This is a genomic window from Ruegeria sp. HKCCD8929, assembly GCF_013031405.1.
GTDB lineage: Bacteria > Pseudomonadota > Alphaproteobacteria > Rhodobacterales > Rhodobacteraceae > Ruegeria.
The window spans coordinates 39,850-66,200 of sequence record NZ_WPZY01000006.1; the positions used below are offsets into that span (position 1 = coordinate 39,850).

General features: G+C 62.2%; 27 protein-coding genes. 10 read left to right on the plus strand and 17 right to left on the minus strand.

The genetic code is table 11. The features are described 5' to 3' along the window. Positions 1–25 precede the first annotated feature (25 nt). The 9 genes from GOX53_RS11200 to guaA form a co-directional block, all read right to left on the minus strand. A complete protein-coding gene (locus GOX53_RS11200; protein ID WP_171176307.1) occupies positions 26–637 on the minus strand; it encodes a TetR/AcrR family transcriptional regulator in 612 nt (203 codons plus the stop codon). Beyond that, positions 630–1,499, minus strand: a complete 870-nt coding sequence (gene ppk2 / locus GOX53_RS11205) for a polyphosphate kinase 2 (protein WP_171176309.1) — start codon at positions 1,497–1,499, stop codon at positions 630–632. The genes GOX53_RS11200 and ppk2 overlap by 8 nt, the downstream gene beginning before the upstream one ends. Positions 1,500–1,548: 49 nt before the next feature. Beyond that, the gene (locus GOX53_RS11210; RefSeq protein WP_171176311.1) at positions 1,549–2,496 is read right to left on the minus strand and encodes an alpha/beta fold hydrolase; all 948 of its coding nucleotides are present in this window, start codon (positions 2,494–2,496) and stop codon (positions 1,549–1,551) included. A 9-nt stretch (positions 2,497–2,505) separates the two neighbouring features. Beyond that, positions 2,506–3,444, minus strand: a complete 939-nt coding sequence (gene metA / locus GOX53_RS11215; protein ID WP_171176313.1) for a homoserine O-succinyltransferase — start codon at positions 3,442–3,444, stop codon at positions 2,506–2,508. Between the two features lie 39 nt (positions 3,445–3,483). Then, positions 3,484–4,356, minus strand: a complete 873-nt coding sequence (locus GOX53_RS11220; protein WP_171176315.1) for an ATPase — start codon at positions 4,354–4,356, stop codon at positions 3,484–3,486. 51 nt (positions 4,357–4,407) lie between these two features. Then, positions 4,408–5,307 carry a DMT family transporter gene (locus tag GOX53_RS11225; protein ID WP_171176318.1) on the minus strand — a complete coding sequence of 300 codons (900 nt, stop codon included), beginning with the start codon at positions 5,305–5,307 and terminating at the stop codon, positions 4,408–4,410. A gap of 208 nt (positions 5,308–5,515) precedes the next feature. Further along, on the minus strand, positions 5,516–6,664 hold the full coding sequence (locus GOX53_RS11230) for an OmpP1/FadL family transporter (protein ID WP_171176320.1): 1,149 nt from the start codon (positions 6,662–6,664) through the stop codon (positions 5,516–5,518). Between the two features lie 119 nt (positions 6,665–6,783). Further along, entirely contained in the window at positions 6,784–7,692 is a 909-nt protein-coding gene (locus GOX53_RS11235) for a DMT family transporter (protein ID WP_254446537.1), read from the minus strand. Between the two features lie 125 nt (positions 7,693–7,817). Further along, the gene (gene guaA, locus GOX53_RS11240) at positions 7,818–9,377 is read right to left on the minus strand and encodes a glutamine-hydrolyzing GMP synthase (protein WP_171176322.1); all 1,560 of its coding nucleotides are present in this window, start codon (positions 9,375–9,377) and stop codon (positions 7,818–7,820) included. Here guaA and GOX53_RS11245 point away from each other — a divergent pair. Further along, on the plus strand, positions 9,376–9,909 hold the full coding sequence (locus GOX53_RS11245) for a GNAT family N-acetyltransferase (RefSeq protein WP_254446538.1): 534 nt from the start codon (positions 9,376–9,378) through the stop codon (positions 9,907–9,909). The two genes, guaA and GOX53_RS11245, sit on opposite strands and share 2 nt — an antisense overlap. A gap of 7 nt (positions 9,910–9,916) precedes the next feature. On the opposite strand, the gene GOX53_RS11250 is transcribed toward GOX53_RS11245, so the two are convergent. Further along, positions 9,917–10,597 (minus strand): DUF2270 domain-containing protein, encoded by a 681-nt coding sequence (locus tag GOX53_RS11250; protein WP_371810290.1) that lies wholly within the window; start codon positions 10,595–10,597, stop codon positions 9,917–9,919. 181 nt (positions 10,598–10,778) lie between these two features. On the opposite strand from GOX53_RS11250, the gene GOX53_RS11255 reads away from it, so the two are divergent. Then, positions 10,779–12,323, plus strand: a complete 1,545-nt coding sequence (locus GOX53_RS11255; RefSeq protein WP_171176324.1) for a trimethylamine methyltransferase family protein — start codon at positions 10,779–10,781, stop codon at positions 12,321–12,323. Between the two features lie 103 nt (positions 12,324–12,426). On the opposite strand, the gene GOX53_RS11260 is transcribed toward GOX53_RS11255, so the two are convergent. Beyond that, positions 12,427–12,726 carry a DUF6477 family protein gene (locus GOX53_RS11260; protein ID WP_171176326.1) on the minus strand — a complete coding sequence of 100 codons (300 nt, stop codon included), beginning with the start codon at positions 12,724–12,726 and terminating at the stop codon, positions 12,427–12,429. Positions 12,727–12,966: 240 nt separating this feature from the next. Between GOX53_RS11260 and GOX53_RS11265 the strand changes: the two genes are divergently transcribed. Continuing rightward, positions 12,967–14,067: a DUF6456 domain-containing protein gene (locus tag GOX53_RS11265; protein WP_171176328.1), complete on the plus strand. Its 1,101-nt coding sequence runs from the start codon at positions 12,967–12,969 to the stop codon at positions 14,065–14,067. Between the two features lie 103 nt (positions 14,068–14,170). Beyond that, complete coding sequence (locus GOX53_RS11270; RefSeq protein ID WP_171176330.1) at positions 14,171–15,097, plus strand: hydrogen peroxide-inducible genes activator; 927 nt, start codon at positions 14,171–14,173, stop codon at positions 15,095–15,097. 38 nt (positions 15,098–15,135) lie between these two features. Here GOX53_RS11270 and GOX53_RS11275 read toward each other — a convergent pair whose 3' ends face one another. After that, complete coding sequence (locus GOX53_RS11275) at positions 15,136–15,771, minus strand: aquaporin (protein WP_171176332.1); 636 nt, start codon at positions 15,769–15,771, stop codon at positions 15,136–15,138. A gap of 167 nt (positions 15,772–15,938) precedes the next feature. Beyond that, the gene (locus GOX53_RS11280; protein WP_171176334.1) at positions 15,939–16,487 is read right to left on the minus strand and encodes a peroxiredoxin; all 549 of its coding nucleotides are present in this window, start codon (positions 16,485–16,487) and stop codon (positions 15,939–15,941) included. Between the two features lie 267 nt (positions 16,488–16,754). On the opposite strand from GOX53_RS11280, the gene lipA reads away from it, so the two are divergent. Further along, on the plus strand, positions 16,755–17,705 hold the full coding sequence (lipA, locus tag GOX53_RS11285; RefSeq protein WP_171176336.1) for a lipoyl synthase: 951 nt from the start codon (positions 16,755–16,757) through the stop codon (positions 17,703–17,705). Further along, positions 17,702–18,844, plus strand: coding sequence for an amidohydrolase (locus GOX53_RS11290; protein WP_171176338.1), 1,143 nt, complete (start codon positions 17,702–17,704; stop codon positions 18,842–18,844). Before lipA ends, GOX53_RS11290 begins: the two co-directional genes overlap by 4 nt. Here GOX53_RS11290 and GOX53_RS11295 read toward each other — a convergent pair. Together GOX53_RS11295 and GOX53_RS11300 are read right to left on the minus strand one after the other, a co-directional pair. Beyond that, positions 18,830–19,729: a cytochrome c gene (locus tag GOX53_RS11295; RefSeq protein WP_171176340.1), complete on the minus strand. Its 900-nt coding sequence runs from the start codon at positions 19,727–19,729 to the stop codon at positions 18,830–18,832. The two genes, GOX53_RS11290 and GOX53_RS11295, sit on opposite strands and share 15 nt — an antisense overlap. A 74-nt stretch (positions 19,730–19,803) precedes the next feature. After that, entirely contained in the window at positions 19,804–20,274 is a 471-nt protein-coding gene (locus GOX53_RS11300) for a cytochrome c (RefSeq protein WP_171176342.1), read from the minus strand. Positions 20,275–20,375: 101 nt separating this feature from the next. On the opposite strand from GOX53_RS11300, the gene GOX53_RS11305 reads away from it, so the two are divergent. After that, entirely contained in the window at positions 20,376–21,242 is an 867-nt protein-coding gene (locus GOX53_RS11305; protein ID WP_171176343.1) for a LysR family transcriptional regulator, read from the plus strand. Between the two features lie 7 nt (positions 21,243–21,249). Here the strand turns inward: GOX53_RS11305 and hpt are convergent, their stop codons facing one another. Beyond that, entirely contained in the window at positions 21,250–21,795 is a 546-nt protein-coding gene (gene hpt / locus GOX53_RS11310; protein ID WP_171176344.1) for a hypoxanthine phosphoribosyltransferase, read from the minus strand. 72 nt (positions 21,796–21,867) lie between these two features. Here hpt and GOX53_RS11315 point away from each other — a divergent pair, with 72 nt between their 5' ends. Genes GOX53_RS11315 through GOX53_RS11325 form a run of 3 tightly spaced genes read left to right on the plus strand, consistent with a single transcriptional unit; the run spans position 21,868 to position 25,020 of the window. Further along, positions 21,868–22,314, plus strand: a complete 447-nt coding sequence (locus GOX53_RS11315; RefSeq protein WP_171176345.1) for a type II toxin-antitoxin system RatA family toxin — start codon at positions 21,868–21,870, stop codon at positions 22,312–22,314. A gap of 37 nt (positions 22,315–22,351) precedes the next feature. Next, the gene (locus GOX53_RS11320) at positions 22,352–23,656 is read left to right on the plus strand and encodes an MmgE/PrpD family protein (protein ID WP_171176346.1); all 1,305 of its coding nucleotides are present in this window, start codon (positions 22,352–22,354) and stop codon (positions 23,654–23,656) included. An 8-nt stretch (positions 23,657–23,664) separates the two neighbouring features. Beyond that, the gene (locus GOX53_RS11325) at positions 23,665–25,020 is read left to right on the plus strand and encodes an MmgE/PrpD family protein (protein WP_171176347.1); all 1,356 of its coding nucleotides are present in this window, start codon (positions 23,665–23,667) and stop codon (positions 25,018–25,020) included. Between the two features lie 72 nt (positions 25,021–25,092). Here the strand turns inward: GOX53_RS11325 and GOX53_RS11330 are convergent, their stop codons facing one another. Next, entirely contained in the window at positions 25,093–26,274 is a 1,182-nt protein-coding gene (locus GOX53_RS11330) for an ammonium transporter (RefSeq protein ID WP_171176348.1), read from the minus strand. Positions 26,275–26,351 lie beyond the last annotated feature (77 nt).

The following is a 26,351-nucleotide window of genomic DNA, read 5'->3' on the forward strand; positions in this document are numbered from 1 at the left end:
GAAATGCCACGCCGACTCTGAGGTGTTAGTCCGGCTCGATCAAACCCAGCCCGCGCAGGTATATGCCGATGCCGGACTCGAGCAGATCCTCGGGTGGGAAAGGCGAGGCGGCGCCGGTGTTGCGGGCAAAGAGCTCGACCACGCCATGGCTCATCGCCCAGATATGCGCGCTGAACATCGAGGCGGGGGGGCGTTTGTCCGGCGGGATGTGCTCGCTGAGCGCGGCGGCGGCTTTTTCGAGCACACCCTTGGCCCGGTTGGCGGCGGCGGCAAGCTCGGGCGTGCGGTTGACCGAAATACCACTCTCGAACATCGCTATATAATGGCCGGGATGCTTGCAGGCAAAGGCCAGATAGGCGCGGCCGGTCGCCTCGAACGCTGCGAGCGCCGATGGCTGGCCCTTGTCGTGGGCGAATTGCATCAAGTCCGCGAACATCTCAAAGCCCTGCCGGGCAGCCTCGGCTATCAGGTCTTCGCGGCCGTGGAAATGGCGATAGACCGCGGCGGGGGTCACGCCCGCCTGTTTTGCCGCCTCAGACAGGGTGAAGCCGGTCGGGCCCTTTTCCTCGATCAACCGCAGGGCCGCGTCGATGAGGGCCTGCCGCAGATTGCCGTGATGATAGCCGCGTTTAGGCATCCCAGATCTCGGGGCCTCCACAAATGCTGTGGTCGATCTTTTCCAGCGCGTCCTTGTCCTTGCCGTCATAGTCAAGCCCGCTCAGCACCGTGCGGATCGCGGCAAGACGCGCGCGTTTCTTGTCGTCCGAGCGCACGATGGTCCAGGGGCAGCTTTCGGAATGGGTCCGGGTCAGGGTTTCCGAGATTGCGGCGGTGTAATCGTTCCATTTCCCAAGGCCCTTGATGTCGATAGGGCTGAGCTTCCACTGTTTGAGCGGATCGTTCTCGCGCGCCAGAAACCGGCGCAACTGCTCGGCACGGCCCACGTTCAGCCAGAACTTGAACAGGTGAATACCGTCATTGACCAGACCCTGTTCTAGAGGCTGCACCTGACGGAAGAACCGCTCGCGCTGATCATCGTCGCAGAAGCCGAACACATGCTCGACCACGCCGCGATTGTACCAGCTGCGGTCGAAGAACACGATTTCGCCCGCCGATGGCAGATGCTGCACATACCGCTGGAAATACCACTGGCTACGCTCCTCTTCCGAGGGTTTGGCTAGTGCCACCACGCGCGCGCCACGCGGATTGAGGTTCTCGCGGAACCGTTTGATCGTTCCCCCCTTGCCGGCGGCATCGCGCCCTTCGAACACGACCGCGACGCGCTGGCCCGAGGCTTTGATCCAGGCCAGCATCTTGACCAGCTCAATCTGCAGCGCCTTCATCTCTTTCTCGTAATCCTTGTGCCGCATCTGCTCGGGATAAGGGTAGGACGGGGACAGGATGTCATCCTTGTCGGCTTTGGCGATGGCCTTGCGAATCTCGTCAGGGGCCTTGTCGTCATGGTAGCTGGCGATTGCGCCCTTTTTTGGCTTTGCCATCCGGTGCCTCTCAATGAATCCGGTGTCTTACTATGTAATGTTAATTGGATTAACGCAAACCCGCCCGCGCGGCTGCGCGGTCGATTGCGGCCGCGACATCGGGTGCGGCGACGTGCTGCGGCATATGTCCGATCCCGTCGAGCAACGTCAGCGCCGCGCCGGGGATTTGACGTGACAGATTGACCGAGTGCAGGTCTGCGTTGACGGTGTCGTCGGCAGTGCCGTGCAGGATTTCGGTGGGCACCTTGATCTCGCCATAGTGCGGTTGCAGCGCCTTGATCTCATCCAGCAGGTTCCGGCGCTGGAGTGCATTTGCGCGGAGCGAGCCGCGTCGGAGGGTCAGGCCAGAGCCAAAATGGGCGGCGTATCCATCAGGCACCGTCTGCGGTTCGAACACCGGGCCGAGGGCCTGGGTGACATAAGTGTCCGGGACAAACGCGGTGATCATTGGGACTGCAACCGCCGAGCCTAACGGGTGCGACGTCACGCGATAGAGCGAGTCCAACGGGGTGGTCCAGGGGTTCGAGGCTGCCGAGACCGGAACCAGAGCCGAGAGGCTGTCAGGATGGTGCACGGCCCAAGCCAGCGCAACGGCACCCCCGTAGCTATGACCGACCAGAATGGGTGCAGGGGCCCCCAATTGATCGGCTGCGCGTTTCAGCAGGTCAGCCTGCTCGCGGATGCTTTCTCCGTCCGGGTCGAAACTGTCGGAAAACCCAAGGCCAGGCCGGTCGAAGATGATGACGCGGTACCGGTCGGCCAGTGCCGGTGCCAGCGCAAAGGTCATGTCGCGCGTATTGCCGTTGGACCCATGGATCAGCACCACATCCAGGCCGCTGCCGATGACGAGCGCATGAACCTGCGTCCCGTCCACATCCAGAAGCTGCCCGGCCGGCGGAAATGCGGCCTCGGCCCGCGCCTCATGCCGGGCGGCGCGCCACAAGACAACGCCCCAGAAAAGGGCCACCAGAATCAGAAGGATGATGGCGATGCGCATCACCCGTCCTCAGGCGCGCAGGTCTGTCACGTCCACCCCGATCCGGCTGATGTCGTAGGGGGTCGTTTCGTAGATTTCACTGATCCAGTTGCCGTACAGCAGATGCGCGTGGCTGCGCCAGCGGTTCTGCGGCGGTTGTGACGGGTCGTCATCGGGATAGTAGTTCATCGGCACGTTGATTGGTGTTCCGTTGGCCACGTCCCGGTCATACTCCTGCTTCAGCGTGTCGCTGTCATATTCGAAGTGGTTGAAGATATAGAGCGCGCTATGGCCCCGGTCCTCGACCAGACAGGGGCCGACTTCGTCGCTGCCCAGCAGGGTGCGCAGGCCGGGAGCTGCGTCGATCTCGGCCTGTTTCATCTCGGTCCAGCGGCTGACCGGAATCACGCAATCGTCCGAGAACCCGCGCAAAAAGGGTGAGGCCGCGGCGAGGTTCTGGTGCCGGAAACAGCCGAACGCTTTGGCGTCCAGCATGTGTTTCTTCACGCCATGGAAGTGGTTGATCATCGCCATCCCGCCCCAGCAGACGCCGAAGGTGGAATGCACATTGGTTTGGGTCCAGTCGAAGACCTCGCTGATCTCGTCCCAATAGGTGACGTCACCGAACTCCAGATGCTCGATCGGGGCGCCAGTGATGATCAGGCCGTCGAACTTCTCGTCCTTGACCTCCTGAAAGGGGCGGTAGAACTCGGCCATGTGCTCGGCGGCTGTGTTCTTGGTGCGGTGCTCGGACATGCGGATGAGGTTCAACTCTATCTGCAGCGGCGTGGCCCCGATCAGGCGCGCGAACTGGTTTTCGGTCTGAATCTTCTTGGGCATCAGATTGAGCAGCCCGATGCGCAGGGGGCGGATGTCCTGCCGGGCCGCCTGATCTTCGGACATGACCATGACACCCTCGCGGGTGAGGACGTCATAGGCGGGCAGGTCGGCAGGGATCTTGATGGGCATCGGCTCGGACTGTTTATCGTTGTGAATGAAATCAGGAAACTAGGTGCGGTTGGCGCGGGCCTCAAGGGTGCGCTCGATCAACTCATCGAAATCAGAGGTATCGCGCACCGCGCCGATCTCGTCGGCGGTGATGGTGAGCCCCCAGTTCCGCGCCATCGCTTCATACCGCGGCTGGCGGTGGGCGAGCGCCTGGGCGTAGGTCCAGCGGATGAAGGCGTTGGGGTCGACCTGATCGCCCGAGCAACCCTGTTCGGACAGGTACGCATCCCAGACGCGGGTCAGGAATTCGGGCTGATACGACATCGGTTTCGGCGCACGGTCGAAGCGGCGCACCAGTTTCTCGGTATGGGCCGCATCGCCCCTGATCCAAATCATCAGCGTCTGTTTCGACAACTCGCTCAGCAGCGGGTCCTTCGGATCTTCTGGACTGACCCATTCACAGATTGAGCCGCCGGTGTCGCAGATGAAATGCGGATAGCCATAGAGCCGCTGGGCGCGGTCGATGAAATAGTCAGTGTCGAGCAGGGCATGGATCTCGGCCATGCGGAACTGCTCCTGCCGGCGGCGGTATTCCTCGATTTCAAGCCCACCGAGCGCCGGATTGCCCGGTTTACCCAGATAGGCGGCCACCGGAGTGAGGTTATCGAATGAGATGTTAGAGCCGATATAGATCGAATCCGACATCAGCAGGTCGCGCAGAAACGGCACCTTCATCGCCTCGGCCTTGGCGTTGTCGGTGATGTATTCGCCCATGTAGCGGGTGCCGATCCGGTAATCGATCGAATAGTGAAACCAATCGCCGGAATCGCGCAGGGTGTTCGACATATAGGTCTTACCCAGCCCTGACATGCCGAAGAACAGCACCTTTTTGCGCGCCGCGTTGCGCCAGTCGCTTGCCGAGCCGTAGATCATGTCCCACCGTCATCCTGTTTTCGCCCTTGCTAATGGGCGGGGCAGGCGGGGTCAATCGCGGCGGCGCCCCGTTCCGTTCAGGATCATCAGGCCAAGGGCCAGAAGGGCGAAACCCGCGAAGGCGTTTGGACTTAGCGCTTCATCCCGGACCCATGCGCCCAGCAGGATCGCCACGGGCGGGATCAGCAGGGTGACCAGCATCAGGTTGCCGCTGCCCGCCATGGCCAACACTCGGTAATAGAGCAGATAAGCCCCGGCTGTGGCGATCAACGAATAATAAGCTATCGCAACCCAGGTCTCGGGTTGCAGGTCGAGGGATGGCGCCCCGTCGATCAGCAGGGCCAGCGGCAACGCTATGAAGGTCGACCCGGTCAGCATGCCCGCCGCTGCCACCTGGGGCGGCAGATGCGCCAGTTTCAGGCGTGCCCAGGCGCTGGCCAGCGCATAAGAAACGGTGCCGCCTAGAATGGCCAACTGGGCGATGCTGCGCAGATCGAAGCTGACAAAGTTGCTTAGCCCGATGGCGGTTGCGACGCCAAAAAAGCCAAGCCCCACGCCGATGCCGCGGCGCGGTGTCAGTCGCTCGTCGGGAAAGATCATTGCCGCCACGATCACGCCGAAGATTGCCGTGGCGGCGTTCAGGATCGAGGTCAATCCGGTCTCGATATAGAGTTGGCCCCAGGCCATCAGGCCGAAGGGGATCGCGTTGTTGAGCAATCCCATTACCAGAAACGCGCCCCAGATGCGCGGCTCGCGGGGCACGGGGAGACGGGCGGCGAAGACTACAAGCCAGAGCAGCAGCATGGCCCAGAAGGTGCGGTGCAATACCGATGTGACTACCGGAACTTCGTCCAAGGCCACCCGGATCGCCAGAAAGGAGGCGCCCCAGATGGTGCCCAGTAGGATCAGTTCGGCCCATGCGCGTGGGGACAGTGACTTTTGCGTGCTCATGATGTTGGGCTAACCGGTTGGGTGAAGGATTGCGATCCGATTCTTGCGCTATTGCACTCCCAAATTGCGTGAATTGCCTAAAGGTGCCTGACTTCAAAGATTTCAACGCATTAGGAGATGCTGAGTGTGCGAAGCCATTTGCGAAGTGTTGAAACGAAAACACCCCGCGGCAAGCGTGGGGTGTTCACTTGTGATTGCGGGTGTCGGATCAGAAGTAGAACCCGACTCTCAACCCGAAGCTGACAGCGTCGTTGTCGGTGAATTCGGCCCGCGCAACGTCCGGTGTGCCGGTTTCAGCAAAGGCATCGCCCAGATCGGTGTACCGCACGCCACCCGAAACTTTCATGTTGCCCTGGGTGTATTGCAGGCCCAAGGACACGCTTTTGAAGCCGTTGGTCGGCGACAGCGGAGAGACCAGATCGTCGCTGCTGGGGTCTTCGTAACCGAAGCTGATCGAGCCTGACCAGTTCTCGTTGAACCGCCGCCCGACGCCGAGGTTGAAGGTCACCGTGTCCTCGATATCGATAAGTTCGACACTCGGCAGCGCGCCAATCGGCGTTGTTTCAAGGCTGGTGACGCTGTGATCCGCCCAGCGGATGCTGCCGAACAGCAGGGTGTCCTGTGCAATGCCGGTCTGGAAATCCAGATTGACCGACTGCGGTGTCGTGGTTTCCTTGCTGCCCTGAAGTGCAAAGCCAGGCGCGCTGGTCAGGGTCTCGGTCGAGGCGAAATTGTGATCGATTTCGGACTGATATGTCAGCGCGACACGCAGAGCGATATCCGGGATTTCATAGGCACCACCGATCAGCCATCCGACGCCGCCGTCGCGATCAACATTGATCTCATAGCCGCTGAAGGGACCATACGCGGCACCGCTCAGCCGGATTCGACCGTCGATCTGCTGATAGCGGAGGCCGCCGTGGACACTCCAGTTTTCGTTGAATGCATAACGCAGGATGCCGGTTATCGTGTCAGAATCGGCGAACGCTTCGGTTCCGCCAAGCAGAACCGAACCAGGGGTCGTGAAATCTGCGTCCGCTGCAGGATAGCTGACATCGGATCCCCACGGCTGGTCGTAGATGACCGAGAAGGACAGTTGCTCGTTGAATTGATATTTCACACCGGCGGCAACCTGATTGAAGGACTGCGCGATGTTGCCTGAGGGTGTACCAGCCGGGTTGAGAGTGGTCAGGTCTGTGCCGGTCACATCAGGGTTCGCGTGGCCGATGGAAAACTCGGCATAGTTGCCCTCTTCAAAGATGATGCCGATCGGCTGACCGGTCCGGTCCAGGCCGCCCGCGGCCGCGGCAGTGGCGCTGAGTGCAAGCGCTGATACTCCGCCTGTAAGAAAACGCATGTAATCCCTCCCTATAGTTGTTGCGGCAACATTCTTGATCCTGTTGTGCGTCGCCGGGTGCGTTTTGATGCCAAGAACTGTGCGGAGGGCCGCGTCAGTAATCAAGCCGTGACCAGACGTCACATGGGTTGAGTCGGTGAAGTGTTGCGTTCAGGCAAGATTCGTACGGTCTCAGTGTAAATATTCAGGTAATTTCCGGCAAGAATCACGAAAGCGCCGACGAAAACCCAAAGATCGAGTGGTTCGTGATAGATCAGCATCCCCAGAACCGCGATGGTGGGCAGGCGCACGAAGTCGATGGGCACTACAACCGTGGCGGGAGCGATGGCCAGCGCATTTGTGATGCAGAAATGCGCCAGAAGCCCCGCCAACCCGACAAGGATCAGATAGGGGGCCGTCTGCATGCTCGGTAGGGTGATCTGACCATCAAACCCCGAGGCCACAAGCCCGAGAACCGCCTGCATCACCGTCAGCCAGAACATGATGCAGCCGATGCTTGCGGTTCGCGTGAGCCTCTTGGTGGAAATCGTTGTAAGTGCAAAGAAAATGGCCGACGCGGCGGCGGTCGCAACACCCAGACTGATCGGGGTGGCGCCGGGGCGGGCCACGATCAAGATACCGATGAAACCGATGATCGCGGCTATCACCCGAACCGGGGTCATCCGCTCTCCCAACAGCAGGGGGGACAACACGATCACCCAGAGGGGCTGTGTGAACTCCAGCGCAAAGACCTGCGCCAGCGGAATGGCGGTGACGGCGTAGAACCACAGGTTCTGACCTGTGAAATGCACCGCATTTCGCACTGCGTGCAGGCCAAGGTTGCGGGTTGAGATCTGCGCCCATTTGCTGGTGGCGGTCAGAACCAGCGAGACGATCAAGATACCCACGAAACTGCGGTACATCATGATCTCAAACGTATCGTGAACTGCGCTCAGCTCTCGCCCCGCGATCGCCATCGAGGAAAAGGACGCAATCGCGCCTGTCATCCACAGCGCGGCCTTGCCGATCTGAACCTTATCCTGTTGCATCGCGAACTCCCGCGGGAACGAGGCCCGGGAAACGCTGCAAGGTCAAGGTGTAAAGGATGTATCCGATACAGAAAAACCGGGCCGCGAGGACCCGGTTTCATCCCGCTTGGCGAATCAGGCGGGCCCTACTCCCACTCAATGGTTCCCGGCGGTTTCGAGGTGATGTCATAGGTGCAGCGATTGATGCCCTTGACCTCGTTGATGATCCGCGTGGCGGTTTCGCCAAGGAATTCATGGCTGAACGGGTAGTAGTCCGCCGTCATGCCGTCGACCGAGGTGACCGCCCGCAAGGCGCAGGCGTAGTCATAGGTGCGCCCGTCGCCCATGACGCCGACGGTGCGGACCGGCAGGATGGCCACAAAAGCCTGCCATATCTCGTCATAGAGCCCGTGCTTGCGGATCTGGTCGATATAGATCGCGTCTGCCTCGCGCAGGATGTCGAGCTTTTCGCGGGTGATCTCGCCGGGGCAGCGGATGGCCAGACCTGGGCCGGGGAAGGGGTGGCGACCTATGAAGCTGGACGGCAGGCCCAACTCACGGCCTAAGGCGCGAACCTCATCCTTGAACAGTTCACGCAGCGGTTCGACCAGTTTGAGGCCCATCTTTTCGGGCAGGCCGCCGACATTGTGGTGCGACTTGATGGTGACCGAGGGGCCGCCCGAGAACGAAACCGATTCGATCACATCTGGATAGAGTGTGCCTTGGGCCAGAAACTCGGCCCCTTCGATGGTGTCGGCATGTTTCTGGAACACGTCGATGAACAGTTTGCCGATGATCTTGCGCTTGGTTTCGGGGTCGGATTGGCCGTCCAGCTCACCCAGAAACAGCTCGCTTTCATCCGCGTGGATCAACTGAATGTTGTAGTTGTCCCGGAACATCGAGACGACTTCCTGCGCCTCGTTCTTGCGCAAGAGGCCGTGGTCGACAAAGACACACGTCAACTGGTCGCCAATCGCTTCGTGGATCAGGATCGCGGCGACCGAGCTGTCGACGCCACCCGACAGACCGCAGATCACCTTTTTGTCGCCAACCTGCTCGCGGATGTTGCGGATCATCTCATCGCGATAGGCCCCCATGGTCCAGTCGCCGGTAAAGCCCGCAAGCCGCACGAAATTCTCGTAGAGCCTTGCGCCTTTGGGGGTGTGGTGCACTTCGGGGTGGAACTGCACCGCGTAGAAATGGCGGCTTGCATCGGCGGTGATCGCAAAGGGGGCGTTGGGCGAGGTGCCGTAGACTTCGAACCCCGGGGCGATCTTGCTCACGTGGTCGCCGTGGCTCATCCAGACCTGTTCATCGCCGTCCACGAACCAGCCTTCGAGGATATCGAGGTCGCTTTTGGGCGTCACATAGGCCCGGCCAAACTCGGCGGTGCCATGGCCGCTTTCCACATGACCCCCAAGCTGGTGCATCATCACCTGCTGGCCGTAGCAGATGCCGAGAATCGGTACGCCGTAGTCGAAAATCTCTTGCGGAGCGCGGGGCGAACCCTCACGCGTCACGCTGTCCGGACCGCCCGAGAAAATTACGGCTCTCGGCGCCATTTCCCGCACGAAGTCCATGGTGACGTTCTGGTAGGGGTGGATTTCGCAATAGACGTTCAGCTCGCGCAGACGGCGGGCAATCAGCTGCGTCACCTGGCTGCCGAAGTCGATGATCAGAAGGCGGTCATGGGATGTCTGGCTCATGAACTGGCTCTTAGGTCGCGCGGCCACTATGTGCAAGCGTTATGAGGCCGATTTCGGTTATGCTGCGGTCAGATATGGGGAGTTTCGAAAATCCATGGATACCGTTCGATTCAGAGAGGCCGGACAGGCGGATGCCGGGGCGATCACCACTTGCATCGCCGCGGCTTACGCCGAGGCGCGTGAAAGCATTCCCGATCTGCCGGATGTGACCGCCGGGATTGAGGAAGAGATTGAGGTGAGCCAAGTGGTTCTGGCCGAGACCGGGCACGGACTGGCCGGGGTGATCGTGTTCGCCAGGCGGGGGGACGCGATGAAGATCGTCAACCTCGCCGTATCGCCGGACGCTCAAGGGCAGGGGATCGCGGGCCGGTTGATGGCGCGGGCCGAGGAAGAAGCACGGGCATCAGGCTGCACGCGGATGGAGTTACGCACCCATCGGCTGATGGAGGGCACGCGGGCGATGTACACGCATCTGGGCTGGCGCGAGACCGAAACCTCCGGCAACACGGTGTCGATGATGAAGGCGTTATGACTGCGGCTCAGCCCATCGAGTGAGAGCTTTCAGTTCCGCGCTGCGCCGAGCGGCGCTGGTCGACGCGGTAACTCCAGATCGCGATGGATGTCCACGAAACGACATAGACGATCCCGATGCCGATAATCACCTCGCCGGGCAGGGGACCCACATCCGCGCGGTCGATGGCTTGTCCGAGGCTTTCGACCGCGGTGGGGTGAACCGCAAGTTTGCCCGCAAAGGCCAGCGACTGGATCAGCAAAATCCACAAGTAGTTGCGGCGGATGCGGCGACCGATGGCGATCAGAAAACCTACGTGATAGCGCGGGCGCAGGTAATCCTCGGCCAGCACTTTTTGCCAGTTCTCCTCCATGTGCAGGTCGCCGTCATAGAGAAGCGGGGCGTAGAAATGCGTCTCGAGCCACCGGGCCCGGGCGCGCCAGACGTTGAAATAGCGATAGCGCCGCGCCTCGAGCATCAGGAACAGGATGATCAGCACGCCAACCAGCACCAGCGGCAGGGGTGAGGCGTCGGGCGTGGCGAAGGAGATCGACAATGCCACGCCCAGGGTTGCAACGGCCCAGTTGGTGGTGGTGTCCAGCCGGGTGCGCCAGATGGTGCTGCGATAGACCTCGCCCCGATAGAGATGGGCCACTGCACCGATCTCGGCGGCGTTGAGCGTCTTGCGTTCGGTCTCGGACTGCGGGATTGTCTTGGTCTCCTTGTCGGTCCGCCCATCATGCCCGGGCGTCCAAGCGGGGTCAAAACATAAGCGATGCGTCACCCATGTCGCTTTTCCCCCTCAGGCGCCGTAATCCATATTCGGCTGGCGGGCAGAGTCCTGTAACTAGATCGGCGAAGCAGAACCATCTTATCCAGGGGATCATCTCATGGCAGAGGCAACCACCCGGCGCAGAGGACGTGGAGGCGGCGGCGCCGCCCGGCGGGCCGAGCGCACTGCGGTCCGCATCGAGACCGCGAAATACATCGAACGCAACATCCCCAATTTCGAGATCCTGAACGACGAGGCGCTCGAAATCATCGAGGCCAATGCGGAAACCATACTGGAAGAGGTTGGCGTCAACTTCGTCGACAACCCGGCGGCTTTGGAGCGCTGGCGCGAGGCCGGGGCCGATATCGACGGCGAGCGTGTGCGCATCCCGCGCGGTCTGGCCCGCAAACTGTGCTCCACTGCGCCCAGCCAGTTCACCCAGCACGCCCGCAACCCCGAGAAATCGGTAGTCATCGGTGGCCGCAATCTGGTTCTGGCCCCGGTCTACGGCCCGCCCTTCGTGCGTGATGCGCAAGGTGGCCGCCGCTATGCGACCATGGACGATTTCAACAAGTTCGTGAAACTCGCCTACATGTCCAAATGGCTGCACCATTCGGGCGGTACCGTGTGCGAGCCGACGGACGTGCCGGTGAACAAGCGTCACCTCGATATGTTGATGGCCCATATGACTCTGTCGGACAAGCCCTTCATGGGCTCGGTCACCGATCCATCCCGTGCGCAGGATTCCGTCGAGATGTGCGAGATCTTGTTCGGCAAGGAGTTCGTGCAGGAAAACACGGTGATGACCTCGCTCACCAACATCAACTCGCCGATGACTTTCGACGATGTGATGATGGGCGCACTGGAGGTCTATGCGAAGAACAATCAGGCCTGCATCGTGTCGCCCTTCATCGTCGGAGGTGCGATGGCGCCGGTCTCGGTCGCGGGCACGTTGACACAGGTTCTGGCCGAGGTTTTGGCCGGGATCGCCTACAGCCAGCTCGTCCGCCCCGGCGCGCCGGTGATCTTTGGTGCCTTCGTGACCTCGATCGACATGAACTCGGGTGCGCCGACCTTTGGCACGCCCGAGGCCGCGCACATCACTTATGGCGCCGGTCAGTTGGCCCGCCGTCTCGGTGTGCCGTATCGCTCGGCGGGGTCGTTCTGCGGCTCGAAACTGCCCGATGCGCAGGCGGCGTATGAAACCGCGAACTCGCTGAACATGGGGCTGATGGCGGGCGTGAACTTCATGCTGCACTCCTGTGGCTGGCTCGAAGGCGGTCTGGTGGCGGATTTCGAGAAATTCGTCATGGATGCCGATCAGCTGGGCGTGCTGCACGGGCTGGCCCGGGGCGTGGCCTATGACGACAATGCGCAGGCCATGGATGCGATCCGCGAGGTCGGCCCCGGCGGTCACTATCTGGGCTGCGCCCATACACAGGCCAATTTTAAGGATGCGTTCTGGAAGACCGAGTTGCTGGATTACAAGCCGTTCGAAACCTGGGAAGAGGAAGGCGCCCGCGATACGCGGACGCTGGCCTCGACGCGGGTCGAGCATCTGCTGGCCAACTATCAGCAACCCGGGATGGACCCAGATGTTGCGGCCGCGCTGGCGGCATATGTGGCCGAGAAAAAGGCCTCGATGCCCGACGCGTTCATGTAAGGCGCTTTGCGGAAACCGTGGTACATTCCGCATCGCCTGACGCGTTGAAATCCTTGATTTCAGGCTGCGTCAGGCGATTCAGGTGTTACGCAGATCCCTGCAATCACTGACCCTGTGGGGCGCGGCTGGACTGGTACAATTGCGCCTCACCCATCATCGCGATCAGCAGATCTAGATGCCGGACCAGCGAATACCCGGCGTCGTCGTTGCGCCGCTGCTCATCCACGCCCCGCTCCATTTCCATCAGACGCATCAGCGCAGCCCCGGACCGCGGGAGTGAGCCGTATCCCAGCAGACGCTGCAAGTGCCTGTCGCGATTGTAATCCTGCGCTCCGAACCGGGCGGCCCGGATCAGCAGCCGCGGGCGGCGCAGGGTCGAAAGCATGGTCATCAGGTCTTGCATGGCGTGTCCTCATGGCGGGTTGTGCGTTGCCCTATTAATCCCACAACTTTTACGGGTGTTGCCTGCGGTCAAATGCAACCGTGCGATGGTTTCACGACTGTTTATCTTTTTGAATCAATTCTGCTTCACGCCGGCGGGCTTTAACCAACAAGTAACACCGTCAACTCTAGGTAGAGTTTGGTTAACGAAATATCCGCTGAGCAGATTAGGTAGTTTCATTGTCGATGAGGGCGTAAAACCATGGAAAACAGCATCGCTTACACCGTACCGGCATGGGTTCCCGAAGGCGCGCAGCGCTATCTGGCCCATACCGAGGCCGGGCGGTCGATCCGGGATCTGGCACGCGGGGCGGGCTGTCACGCCTCCACCATCCTGCGCCAGATCCGGCGGATCGAGATGCGGCGCGACGATCCGTTGGTGGATGCGGCCCTGCAATCGCTGGCCGAGGCGCATTTCCCGCCGATCGAGGGTCAGCCCTCGGCTTTGGCCGAGGATGTTTCCGATGCCGATGGCTTCGATGATGAGGCCCTGCGTGTGTTGCGGCGGCTTTGCGAAAGCGGTGCGGTGCTGGCGGTGGCCGAGGATATGGACAAGGCGGTGGTGGTACGAGACGGCGGCCTCGGCGGCAGCACCCGCACTGCGGTTGTGGACTGCGCCATCGCACAGGCGTTGGCGCTGAAGGATTGGATTTCCTGTGACAAACCGGGGCGGATCAGCCGCTATCACATCACTGCTGCCGGGCGCAGCGCCTTCAGCCGTCTGCTGGCCGAGGCCGAAAACCGGGCGCGCGCCGACAACGACCGGGGGTTTGCCGAGGCGCAGACTCCGTTTGCCGCCCAACATCGGACGATGGCAGATAAAACGGTCGAGGCGGGTCCGGGCGAGCGTCCGCGCCGGGTGCGTTACAACGCGGCGGAAAGCCCCCTGATCGCCTTGGCGCGGCGCCGGGACCGGGATGGCAAACCGTTTCTGGACGAAGCGCTGGTGCGTGCGGGCGAACGGCTACGCGAGGATTTCGAACTGGCGCAGATGGGTCCGCATGTGACGCAGAACTGGGACCAGTTCCTGACCGGTGGCGGGCGCGGCGGTTTTGCTCCGGACGCGCATGTGGGCGAGGGTCCATCGGATGCGCGCAATCGGGTGGCGTACGCCTTGGCCGATCTGGGGCCTGGGCTGAGCGACGTGGCCCTACGGTGCTGCTGTTATCTCGAGGGGTTGGAACTGGCGGAAAGGCGAATGGGGTGGTCGGCGCGGTCGGGCAAGATTGTCCTGCGGATCGCCTTGCAGCGGCTCAAACGGCACTATGACGAGGCGGCGGATCGGGATCGAATGATCGGGTGATGGACGCCAGCCGCGTCTGCCTCTGTTGGGGATATTTGGACCAAACGGAAGTTGAGGGATAAGGGTTGGTTGTGGTTTCTCCTGTCTTTGATAGGTAAGGGTTATGAATTTCACACTTAGACAACTTCACTATTTCAAGGCGCTGGCCGAGCAGCGGAATTTCGGGCGGGCCGCGCAGGTCTGTCATGTCTCGCAGCCGGCGCTGTCGGTGCAGATCCGCGCGCTGGAAGATCTGATGGGTGGGCCACTGGTCGAGCGGCAGGCGCGCGACGTGGTGCTGACGCCCTTGGGTCGTGACGTTCTGACGCTCGCACATGACGTTCTGTCGGCGGCGGATCGGCTGGATCGGCTTGCGCGAGATCAAAGCCGTGGGTACCGCTCTTTGTCGCTGGGCCTGATCCCGACCATGGCGCCGTATCTGCTGCCCGGAGTGCTGGCAGCCTTGCGAGCACGGGACCTGTCGCTGCGTGTGCAGGTGCGCGAGGCGCGGACCGAACGATTGCTGGCTTCGCTCCGGGCAGGGGAGATTGATGCCGCCGTGCTGGCATTGCCCAGCGGTGGCAGTGGCTTTGTCGAAGAGCCGCTGTTTCAGGACCGGTTCCTGCTGGCCGGATCGGAAACCCGGCTGGCGCGGCTGTCCTCGGGGCCGGACGTCCTGAGACCCACCGATCTGGGTCGGGCGCATCTGATGCTGCTTGAGGATGGTCATTGCCTGACCGATCAGGCGCTTGAGGTCTGCGGGCAGGATCGGCACAGCAGCGGCATCAACATGGGGGCCTCGTCGCTGGGTACGCTGACCCGGCTGGTGGCCGAGGGCTTTGGCCTGACCCTGATGCCCGAACTGGCGCTGCGCTCGGAATGCACCATGATTCCCGATCTGAAACTGTTACGGTTTTCCGAGCCGGAACCGGCGCGTACCGTTGGCTTGATCCGGCGCGAGGCGACGCGAGACGAGGGCTGGTTCACCGATCTCGCGCAAGTGATCCGCGAGGTGGGTCAGGGCATCGTCGCCGCCACGCGCGCGGCGTGATCCTGCGGACTCACCGAGAGCCCGCAGAACCCGGAGTGTCAGGCGGAGGTCAGGCCGGATTTGTGCAGCACTCCGGCCAATCCACCGCCGATCAGCGGCGCGATGATATAGAGCCACAATTGTGAGGCCGCGCCTGCGTCAAAGATGTTGCTGGCGATGGCCCGGGCCGGGTTGACCGAAACGCCGGTCACCGTGATGCCCGCCAGATGGATCATCGTCAGGGTCAGCCCGATGGCAAGGCCCGCAACGGGCGTTGCGTGCCCTTCTTGCGTGGCGCCGAGGATCACGGTGACGAAGATGAAGGTCGCCACGACCTCAAAAATCAACGCCGCCGTAGTGCCCCAGGGGCCGATCGCTGTCGCCGCGCCGGCCGGGTCCGCGGTCATCGCAATCAAGACGAGTGAGGCGAGAACGCCGCCGATCACCTGACTGATCCAATAGCCAAGCATCTCACCCGCGCTCATGCGCCCCGCAAGGAAGACACCCAGACTGACCGCTGGGTTCAGATGCGCGCCTGAAATGGGACCGACCCCATAGGCCATGGCCACTACTGCCAGACCGAAGGACAGGCTGATCCCAATCAACCCAACTTCGGGTTTCATGAACAGGATCGTCGAAAAGGCCATGAAGACCAGGGTGAAGGTGCCGATGACCTCTGCGATATTCTTCTTCATGTCTGCTCCTTAAAGCTGCGTTTGTGCCGGAATTGCTGCGTCAGGAAGCGATGAAAAAACAGGGGAATGATGCGGAGGTGACGTCACGAGGCGTCAAAGTGCTTTGGCCGGAGCACAAAAAAACCCGCGGAGACACCGCGGGTTTTCGGGACTGAATCGAGGCAAGATCAGGCCGCGACTTCGGCCTTTGCCTCGACCAGGTACTTCAGCACGGCCTCGGGCGAGGAGACGCCATAGGGGTCCTCGGGGTGGTTGTCGGCCAGGCCCGGCTCTTCGAACCATGCCTCGACCACGCCATCATTGACGATGGCTGCGTAGCGCCACGAGCGCATGCCGAAACCCAGGTTGTCCTTGTCGACCAGCATGCCCATCTTGCGGGTGAATTCGCCAGAGCCATCGGGGATGACCTTGACGTTTTCCAGCTGCTGCGCTTCGGCCCATTTGTTCATCACGAAGCTGTCGTTCACCGACATGCAGTAGATCGCGTCGATGCCCTGCGCCTTGAAATCTTCGAAGCCTTTCTCGAAACCCGGCAACTGATAGGTCGAGCAGGTGGGGGTGAAGGCGCCGGGCAGCGAGAACAGAACCACGCGCTTGCCGGCAAAGTAATTTGCGGTGGTCTTGTCTTCCCAACGGAACGGGTTGGGGCCTTCGACCGCCTCGTCCCGCACCCGGGTGTGGAAGGTCGCATCGGGCAGTTTTGCGCCTGCTTTCATCTTAAAGCTCCTGTGAATCGGATGTTATTGCTGCGAGAGTTAAAACGATTCTAATCTCGCTTCAACGCCTGAAATGCTGCGCACGCATACAGGCGAATTACGGCGTTAAATCATATATATGAAGTGCTTAAATGGTGATATCCTGCCAGAAGTTTCTGCGCCAGCACAACGTCCGCGCATAGCGGCCATGCGTCGCTGGCGTTACTATTTACCCCGCGTTATGTTATCCGGAACCAATGCTGACCCAAATCAAGGGAAATAGCCCCCGTGCGTGACCTGAAAATCCCCGAGCAACGCCATCCGGAAAAGGCGCATCGCCCCGACAATGCGCAGCCGAAAAAGCCAAGCTGGATCCGCGTCAAGGCGCCCGGCGGCAAGGGCTATGCTGACACCCACAAGATCATGCGCGACAACAATCTGGTCACTGTCTGTGAAGAAGCTGGATGCCCAAATGTGGGCGAGTGCTGGAGCCAGGGTCACGCCACGATGATGATCATGGGCGAGATCTGTACCCGGGGCTGCACCTTCTGCAACATCGCCACCGGCAAGCCTGACACGCTGGACGCGTTCGAGCCGGGCCGAGTAGCTCACGCGGTGGAGAAACTGGGGCTGAACCATGTTGTGATCACCTCGGTTGACCGCGACGATCTGGCCGATGGCGGGGCCGAGCATTTCGCTCAGACCATCCGCGCCGTCCGCCACCGCTCACCCAAGACCACGATTGAGATCCTGACGCCGGATTTTCTGAAATGCGACGCGGACGTGCTGGAGGTCGTGGTTCAGGCCAAGCCGGACGTGTTCAACCACAATCTGGAAACCGTGCCGGGGCTCTACCCCGAGGTGCGGCCCGGTGCGCGCTATTTCCACTCGCTGCGCCTGCTGCAGCGGGTGAAGGAGATGGATCCGACCATCTTCACCAAATCCGGCATCATGGTCGGGCTGGGCGAAGAGGAACAACAGGTGCGGCAGGTGATGGATGACATGCGCGCGGCGGATGTGGATTTCCTGACCATCGGCCAGTATCTGCAACCGACGCCAAAGCATCATCGGGTGGACCGGTTCGTGACGCCAGAGGAGTTTGCCTCTTATGAAAAGGCGGCCTATGGCAAGGGCTTCCTGATGGTGTCAGCAACGCCGCTGACCCGATCCTCGTACCATGCGGGTGATGATTTCGCCCGGCTGCGCGCGGCACGGCAGAAGAAACTCGGGCTGGCATGACGCCCGAAACCCTGGCGCGGCTGACCGCGCTGCGGCATGAACTTCACCAGCATCCCGAGATTTCCGGGGAAGAGGTACAGACGGCGGCGCGTGTCGCCGGGCTGCTGCGCGACTATCAGGCGGATGAGGTTCTGACCGGTATCGGTGGTCACGGGGTGGCCGCGATTTATCACAGCGGGGTCGAGGGGCCGACCGTGGGTATTCGCTGCGAGCTTGACGCGCTGCCCATCGAGGAACTGACGGGTTTGGCTTATGCCTCGCAAATCCAAGGCAAGGGCCATCTCTGCGGCCATGACGGTCACATGGTCATGGTTTTGGGTGTGGCTGAGGCGCTGGCGGCGGATCGCCCGAAACGGGGCCGGGTGGCGCTGATCTTTCAACCAGCCGAGGAAACCGGTAAGGGCGCGCCCGCCTATCGCGCCGATCCGAAATTTGCGCGGATCGCACCGGACTACGTTTTTTCCCTTCACAACCTATCGGGGCTGGCGCGCGGTGCGGTCGAGTTGTGCAAAGGCCCCGCCAATTGCGCCTCGCGCGGGATGCGGGTGCAGCTGACCGGCAAGACCTCGCACGCCGCGGCACCGCAGGACGGGCTGTCTCCGGCGGTGGCGATGGCGCGGCTGATGCCCGCGCTGGCCGGGCTGGGGCAGGGCGGGTCGCTTGATGCCGACTATGCGCTGACCACGCTGACCCATGCCGAACTGGGTAAGGCCACCTTCGGCGTTGCCCCCGGTCACGGGGAGTTGTGGGTAACCCTGCGCACCGTGTCGGATGCCCGCATGGCGCAGCTTGTGAGCGATGCCGAGGCGCTGGTGCGTGAGGCGACCGAGGACGAAGGGCTAGGGGTCGAGATCACTTATGACGATGTGTTCGAGGCCTGCACCAACCATGAGGACGCCGTGAACATCCTTGCCCACGCTGCCACCGAGACCGCAGCACCGTTGCACCGCACCGATCTGCCCCAACGCTTTTCCGAGGATTTCGGCCAGTTCGGCAAGGGCGCGAAAGCGGCGATGTTCTGGCTGGGCGCCGGAGAGGAGCACCCGCAACTGCACAACCCGGACTACGACTTTCCCGACGACGTGATCCCCGTGGGAGCCGGGATCTTCCTATCCGCCGTGCGGTCACTCGTCGGCTGACCCGTCCGGCAGCGTTTTGAGATAGGCTGCGATGGCTGCTCGGTCCTCGGGCGGTAGGCGCGAAGTATTCTGGATGACCTCGACCATGGCACCCCCGGCGCTGTCGAAATCAGGCGTGAAGCCGGTTTCGAGGTAATAGGCAATATCCTCGGCACTCCATTTTAGTTGCGACGGAACCAGAGGCGGAAAACTCCCTTTGCCGACGGGCACAGGACCGCCCCGCATCCAGCGATCCCGATCCAGCCCGCCCAGAGCATCGCGCGGCGTGTGGCATTCGGCGCAATGCCCCAGCGCCTCGACCAGATACCGCCCCCGCTCGATCTGATCGGTTGCTGGTTGTTCGATCACCCATCCCTTTCCTGCGTTCAGTAGCTTCCACAGCCCCAGACCGCGGCGGATCGAAAACGGAAACCCGACATCATGGCTCCGGTTCGGTTGTTCCGATACTGGCAGCGTCATCATGAAAGCGTGCAGGTCAGCAATGTCCTGCAAACGGGCATTTGAGTAGGAGATATACGGGAAAGCCGGGTAATAATGCGCGCCGTCTGGGGAAATTCCGACCAGCATCGCGTTGGCCAGATCGGCAACGGTCCAGCCACCGATGCCATGATCGGGTGAAGGTGAGATATTGGGGGCGTAGAACGTGCCGAACGGGCTGGGAAAGCCACGCCCCCCGGACAGAACGCGCAGCGCATCGCCTTCGGCTTCGGGGGCGGAGTGGCATGAGGCGCAGCCTGCTGCGTCAAACACCCAAGCTCCCCGAGCGACATCGCCGCTCATTGCGTCAAGGCCGGTCAGGTCGGCGGCCTGGGGCCGGGTCAGAAACCAGCCCACAGCCAAAGCGATCAGCCCTACAGCAACCGCAACTCGTGCAAGACGCCGCATTCAACATACTCCGCTTGCCGCAATCCGGTTGCGCGAATCCATCCGATCGTTGATGACTCGGTTTGGCGCGTCGCTCACTTCTCGGCGCGGTACGGTTTGTGACAGGCTCCGCAGGCCTCGCCAACCGGGCCAATGGCGGCCTTGAGTGAATCCAGATCGGTGCCTGCTGACTCTTGCAGCTTTGCCACCGCTGTGGCCAGATTCTGAGACTTGGCGCCCACGTCTTCAAACTTTTCCCAGATCGCTGGCAAGGCGCGTGTGCCTTTCGTGGCCGCATTGTCCGACCCTTGTGGCCAGGTGGACGGCATCCAGATCGTTGTGGCCACCGCAAGGTTGTTTGCCGCCAGGGCAGCCGCTTCGCTGTCATACTCGGCCTCTCCCTTGGCCATGCCGCCGAGAATGCCAAGGTTATAGGAATAGATCGTCATCTGCGCCTGACGCGCTTTGATTTGTTTTGCAAATTCGCCCTCGGCATGGCTGTCGGCCAAAGCCAACCCGCCTATGGCGCAGATCACGGCGGCTGAAAGAAGTGTTTTGTGTTTCATCACATCGACCTTTCCATTGTCTGAACATCACCCGGCAAAATCAGTGTAGCTGTGATAATATGCGGGAACAGTCTGCATCTTTGCGATAGGGGTCTTAGAATTTGCACAGGTCGAACTGGGATGATTTGCAATTCGTGCTTGCCGTGGTCGATGCACAAAGCGTGGCGGGGGCCGCCCGAAGACTGGGTGTCAATCACGCGACGGTTCTGCGCCGTATCGCCGCGTTCGAAAAGCGTGTGGGTACGCAGGTTTTTCAACGCTCACCGCAGGGCTATGCGGTGCGGCCCGACCGGCTTCGCCTGATTGCGGCGATGCATGAGGTCGGGCATGCGATGGCCTCGGTCGAGCAACTGGCGCGCGGCCTTGAGGCGCCGTTGTCCGGGCGGGTCCGGATCACGTCGACCGACACCCTGTGTCAGTGTCTTTTGCCGGATATCCTGCTTGATCTCAGACATCAGGCGCCCGATCTCAAACTGTCGCTGATCGCGTCGAATGCGCATCTCGACCTCGCCCGGCTCGAGGCCGAGATTACCCTGCGCCCGGCGCTGGAACTCCCGGAAGCGCTGACTGGGGAAACCTCGGTCAATATGCGTTTCGCGACCTACTGCGCCATCGGTTCCGAGCCTACGGGTTGGCTGGGCCTGGACGGGACGCTGCGCCGGTCGCGCCCGAATTTCTGGCTGGAGCGGAATGTGGGCAAACAGGGGATGACGGTTTCGGCCGACAGTTTTCTGGTGCTTCGCGAACTGGCGGCCAAGGGGATTGGAAAGGCGGTATTGCCTTGCTTCATCGCGCAGAGCGATTCACGTCTGCGCCTGGTCCAGAGTGATCAGCCGGATGACCTGATGGTCCCACTCTGGGTGGCCTGTCATGAGGAATTGGCAACCGTACCGCGGCTTCACCGGGTGCGGCGCTTGCTGTGCGATGCACTCTCACGATCCGAGGACCTGTTGGCCGGCCGGATCTAGCTGTCGCTCACTCGCCTTCCACGAACCGGACCTTGCCGATATAGGGCAGGTTGCGGTTGCGTTGCGCGTAGTCAATACCGTAACCCACGACGAATTCATCCGGGATCTCGAACCCGATCCAGTCGGACCGGAAATCCACTTCGCGGCGGCTGGGTTTGTCCAAAAGTGCGATGGATTTCAGCCGCTTGGGCTTGCGGCTTTGTAACAGCTTGGTGACATGGTTCAGGGTATGGCCGGTATCCACGATATCTTCGACCACCAGCACGTCGCGACCTTCAATTGCGCCGCGCAAGTCTTTGAGAATGCGTACTTCCCGGCTGCTTTCCATTGAGTCACCGTAGGACGAGGCCTCAAGAAAATCCACCTCGATGGGCAGATCCAACTCGCGCACCAGATCGGCGATAAAGACGAAACTACCGCGCAAGAGCCCGACCACGACCAGCTTATCGGTGCCTTCAAATTCGCCTGTGATTTCGCGACACAACTCCTCGATCCGGGCCGCGATGGCCTTGGCCGAGATCATCGTATCAATCACATATGCGCGGTCGCTCATCGCTGCCCCCTTGATCTTTCGCGCGCAACATACGACATGACGCGCCATTGTCACCCGGTAATACAGGCCGCCATGCCCATCCATTCGGAAACCCGTCACCTCCCCTATACCGCGCAGCAGATGTACGACCTGGTCGCGGATGTGGCGCAGTATCCGAAATTCCTGCCCTGGTGCGCGGCGTCGCGGCTGCGGCGGAGCTATGCGGTGGGCGAGGCGCAGGTGCTCGAGGCCGATCTCGTGATCTCATTCAAGGTTTTTCGCGAGCGTTTCGGCAGCCGGGTGACTCTGCACCCGGACGACAAGAGGATCGACACGGAATACCTGGACGGGCCGTTCAAATACATGAAATCCGACTGGGTGTTCGAAGAGGCGCCGGATGGCGGCTGCAACGTGTCCTTCCATGTGGATTTCGAGTTCAAGAACGCTGTCCTGCAAGGCATCATCGGCATGGTCTTCAACGAGGCCATGCACCGCATCGTGCGCGCCTTCGAGGCGCGCGCCGCCGAGCTCTACGGCTGAGGCTTTACCCGCCCCGATCCGGCGCTAGACTGCGCCCATGACCGATCTGACAACCACACTGGCGGCCTTCGCCACCGGCCCGCTTTCCACCACGCAACAGGCACGGCTCGTCGCTTCTCTGTCGGCGCTCGACTGGCTCGCCGTCGGGCGCGCGGGAGCGCAGGAGCCGGTGTCGCGCGTCCTGCGCGACATGGTGCTGGAGGAGGGGGGGCACCCTCACGCCCGTCTCTTCGGCTATGGCGCAGCACCCTTGCGGGCAGCAGCGCTGGTCAATGGCACCGTGTCCCACGCGCTGGACTATGACGACACTCATTTCGCCCATATCGGCCACCCCTCGGTGGCGGTTTTCCCGGCGGCTTTGGCGATGGCCGAGTGGCACGAACACCCTCTTGTCGATCTGCTGGAGGCGGCGCTGGTCGGGATGGAGCTGTCGATCCGCGTCGGCCTCTGGCTGGGGCGCGGGCATTACCAGATCGGGTTTCACCAGACCGCCACCGCAGGCGCCTTTGGCGCGGCAGCAGCGGCGGGGCGGCTGGCGGGGCTGAGCGCGGAGCAAATGCATATGGCTCTGGGGCTGACGGCGACACAGGCCACCGGGCTCAAGACGCAGTTCGGCACGATGGGCAAGCCCTACAATGCCGGTATCGCTGCCGCAGCCGGGGTCGAGGCGGTGCAACTGATCCAGCGCGGTTTCGTCGCCAATCCGGACGCGCTGGAAGGGCCGTTCGGGTTTGGCGCCACGCATCACGGCGCGCAGGATGCCTCCGCCGCCTTGGATGGGCTGGGCGATGAATGGCTGTTCGAGACCGTCAGTCACAAGTTCCACGCCTGCTGCCACGGCCTGCATGCGGCGCTCGAAGCCGCGCGGTCGCTGGACATTGCCGAGCCGGAAGTGGCCGAGCTCAAGGTCAGGACCCACCCCCGTTGGATGAGCGTGTGCAACCAGCCTGCGCCCGAAACCGGACTGGGCGCCAAATTCTCGTACCGCACCGTGCTCGCCATGTCGGCGCTGGGGCACGATACCGCGCGGCTCGACAGCTATACCGACGCGATCTGTGCCGATCCACGGCTGAACTCCCTGCGGGGCCGGATCACTGTGGAAGCGGATGACGGCTTGTCGGAAACGCAGGCTCATTTGTCGTTGCTCAGGCGCGACGGGGCCCGGCGCGAGGCCGAGTATGACCTGCAAGCGCCCATGTCGCTGAGCACGCGGGAAGAGCGGGTCCGGGCCAAGGCGGCCAAGCTGATCGGGCATCAGATGGCGGATGAGGTCTGGTCGATGCTCCGCACTGGCGGGCAGGCGGCGGATTTCGCGGCGCGGTTGCACACCGGGGAAGAGTGAGGGCGCAGGTGACAGTTTCATTCGACAGGTTCGCGGCAGAGCTTCGGTACGAGGATCTGCCGGAGGCGGTTCTTTGGACCCTGCGACGTAGCTTCACCGACACGATGGGCGTGGCGGCGGTGGGCTCGACCACGCCGCTTTCGGCTATCGTGCGCCGCACTGCGCCGATGATCTTCGGCGCCGGAGAGGCGGGTGCCGCACGCATCCTGATGGACGGGCGCCCGGTCAGTCCGGTGGGCGCTGCTATGGCCGGGGCCTTCACGGTGGACAGCATCGACGCCCATGACGGCACCACGCCCTGCAAGGGGCACGGCGGCTCAGCCCTGTTTCCGGCTCTGATCGCGATGGCGCAAGCCTCTGAGCAACCGCTGGACGGCAAGCGCTTTGCCGAGGTTTCGGCGACAGGTTATGAGGTCGCGTACCGCGCCGGGCTGGCCCAGCACGCCACCTGTGCCGACTATCATACCTCGGGCGCGTGGACCGCCGTGGGCGTCGCCGCTGCCGGGGCCAAGCTGCTGGGCGGTGATGCCGAACAGATCAGGCAGGCAGCGGGTATCGGCGAGTATCACGGCCCCCGCAGCCAGATGATGCGCTGCATCGACCACCCGTCGATGGTGCGTGACGGAGTGGGTTGGGGCGCGCCATCGGGCGTAACGGCGGCCTATCTGGCGATGGAGGGCTTCACCGGCGCCCCGGCGCTGACCTGCGAGGGGGAGGAGAGCGCCGAATTCTGGGCCGATCTGGGCACCGGTTGGCGGCTGGTCGATCACACCCATTACAAGGCCTATCCCTGCTGCCGCTGGGCACATCCGTCGCTGGATGCCGTCCACGACATGATGCGCGACAACGCGCTGCATCACGAACAGATCGACAGCGTGGAAATCCGCACTTTCCACTACGCCACCCGGCTGGCGGGGCAGGAGCCGCAGACGCAGGACGAGTTTGCCTATGCCATCGCCTTTCCGGTCGCAGCGATGATCGCGCGCGGGCAGGTGGGCGTTGAGGAACTGACCGATGCGGCGTTGCGTGATCCGGACATCCTGCGCCTCAGCCGCGCTACGACACTGATCGACGATCCCGAGATGACCCGCATCAGCATCGACAAACGCTGGGCGCAGGTGACGCTGGTGCTGAAAGATGGCCGCCGGATCGAGGACGCGCCCCGCACCCCGCGCGGCGATGCCGACATGCCGCTGAGCGATGCGCAGATCTCGGACAAGTTCCACATGCTGGCGGACCCGGTTATCGGGCAGGCGCGCGCCGATGAGATTGAGGCGCTGTCCGGCAGCTTCGACAGCCTGTCCGCCCCGGACCTTTCACGACTGCTGACCTTGTGTAGCGATCCCGCAGATCGGGCGTCCTAATGAAGAAAGCGGACCCCCAAGAGGTCCGCTTTCGGGTTGCCCTTGCGGGCGGCAGAGCAGTCCAAGGTGGGCTCAGCTGCTCATGTCATAGGCCCGCTCGCCATGGGTGGAGAGGTCGAGCCCGTTTGTCTCGGTCTCGGCATCTACCCGCAGCGGCGTGACAAGCGCAACCACCTTGACCAACACAATCGTGACAACTGCCGTAAAGACACCCACGATGATCAACCCGCCTGCCTGCGCGGCCCAGCTGCCCAGGCCGAAGAGGGCGATCATAAGCGTGCCGAAGACACCGCCAACACCATGCACGGCGAAGACGTCCAGCGTGTCGTCGATCTTGGCGACGTTGCGCACCACATTCACCGCCTCCTGACACAGGATGCCCGCCACTCCGCCGATGATCAGAGCCTGCACCGGACCGACAAAACCGCTCGCCGGAGTGATCGAGGCCAGACCCGCAATCGTGCCGGTCACCAGACCCACCAGTGAGGCCTTGCCATATTTGACCTTCTCCCACAGCGCCCAGCTGAGCGAAGCGGTGGCGGCCGAGATATGAGTCACCGTCAGCGCCATCGCGGCACCGCCATCGGCTGCCAGCTGCGAGCCGCCGTTGAAGCCGAACCAGCCCACCCACAGCATCGCCGCGCCGATCATCACGAAGCCCGGATTGTGCGGCGGCGTGGTGCGGTTGCGGCGGGGGCCGAGGAAGATCGCAATGATCAGGGCTGCCAGACCGGCGGTCTCATGCACCACGATGCCACCGGCGAAGTCCTTCACTCCGGTCTCACCGAAGATGCCGCCGTCGGCCAGAAAGCCACCGCCCCAGATCCAGTGCACCACCGGCGCATAGCAGATCAGCATCCAGAGACCCGAGAAGGTCAGAACAAAGCCGAAGCCCACGCGTTCCACGTATGCGCCGACGATCAGGGCAGGGGTGATGATGGCGAACGTCATCTGGAAGGCAAAGAACAGGATCTCGGGCAGGGTGCCCGACAGGCTGTCCACAGTGACCCCGTTCAGGAACAGCTTGTCGAGCCCGCCCCAGACGCCCGAGCCACCGCTGCCGAAGGCAATCGAATACCCCGCGACCAGCCACAGGATGCTCATCAGACAGGCAATCGCAAAGCAGTGCATGAACACGCTGAGTACATTTCGGGCGCGCACGAGCCCGCCATAGAACAGGGCAAGACCCGGCAGGGTCATGAATAGGACCAGGGCCGTGGCCACGATGATCCAGGCTGTATCGGCTCCGTTCATGGGCCGCTCTCCTTTCGATTAGCTGATGAAATCCCCTTGTGTGAGAGCGGTTGAACCGATGTGGCATGAGGAAAAAA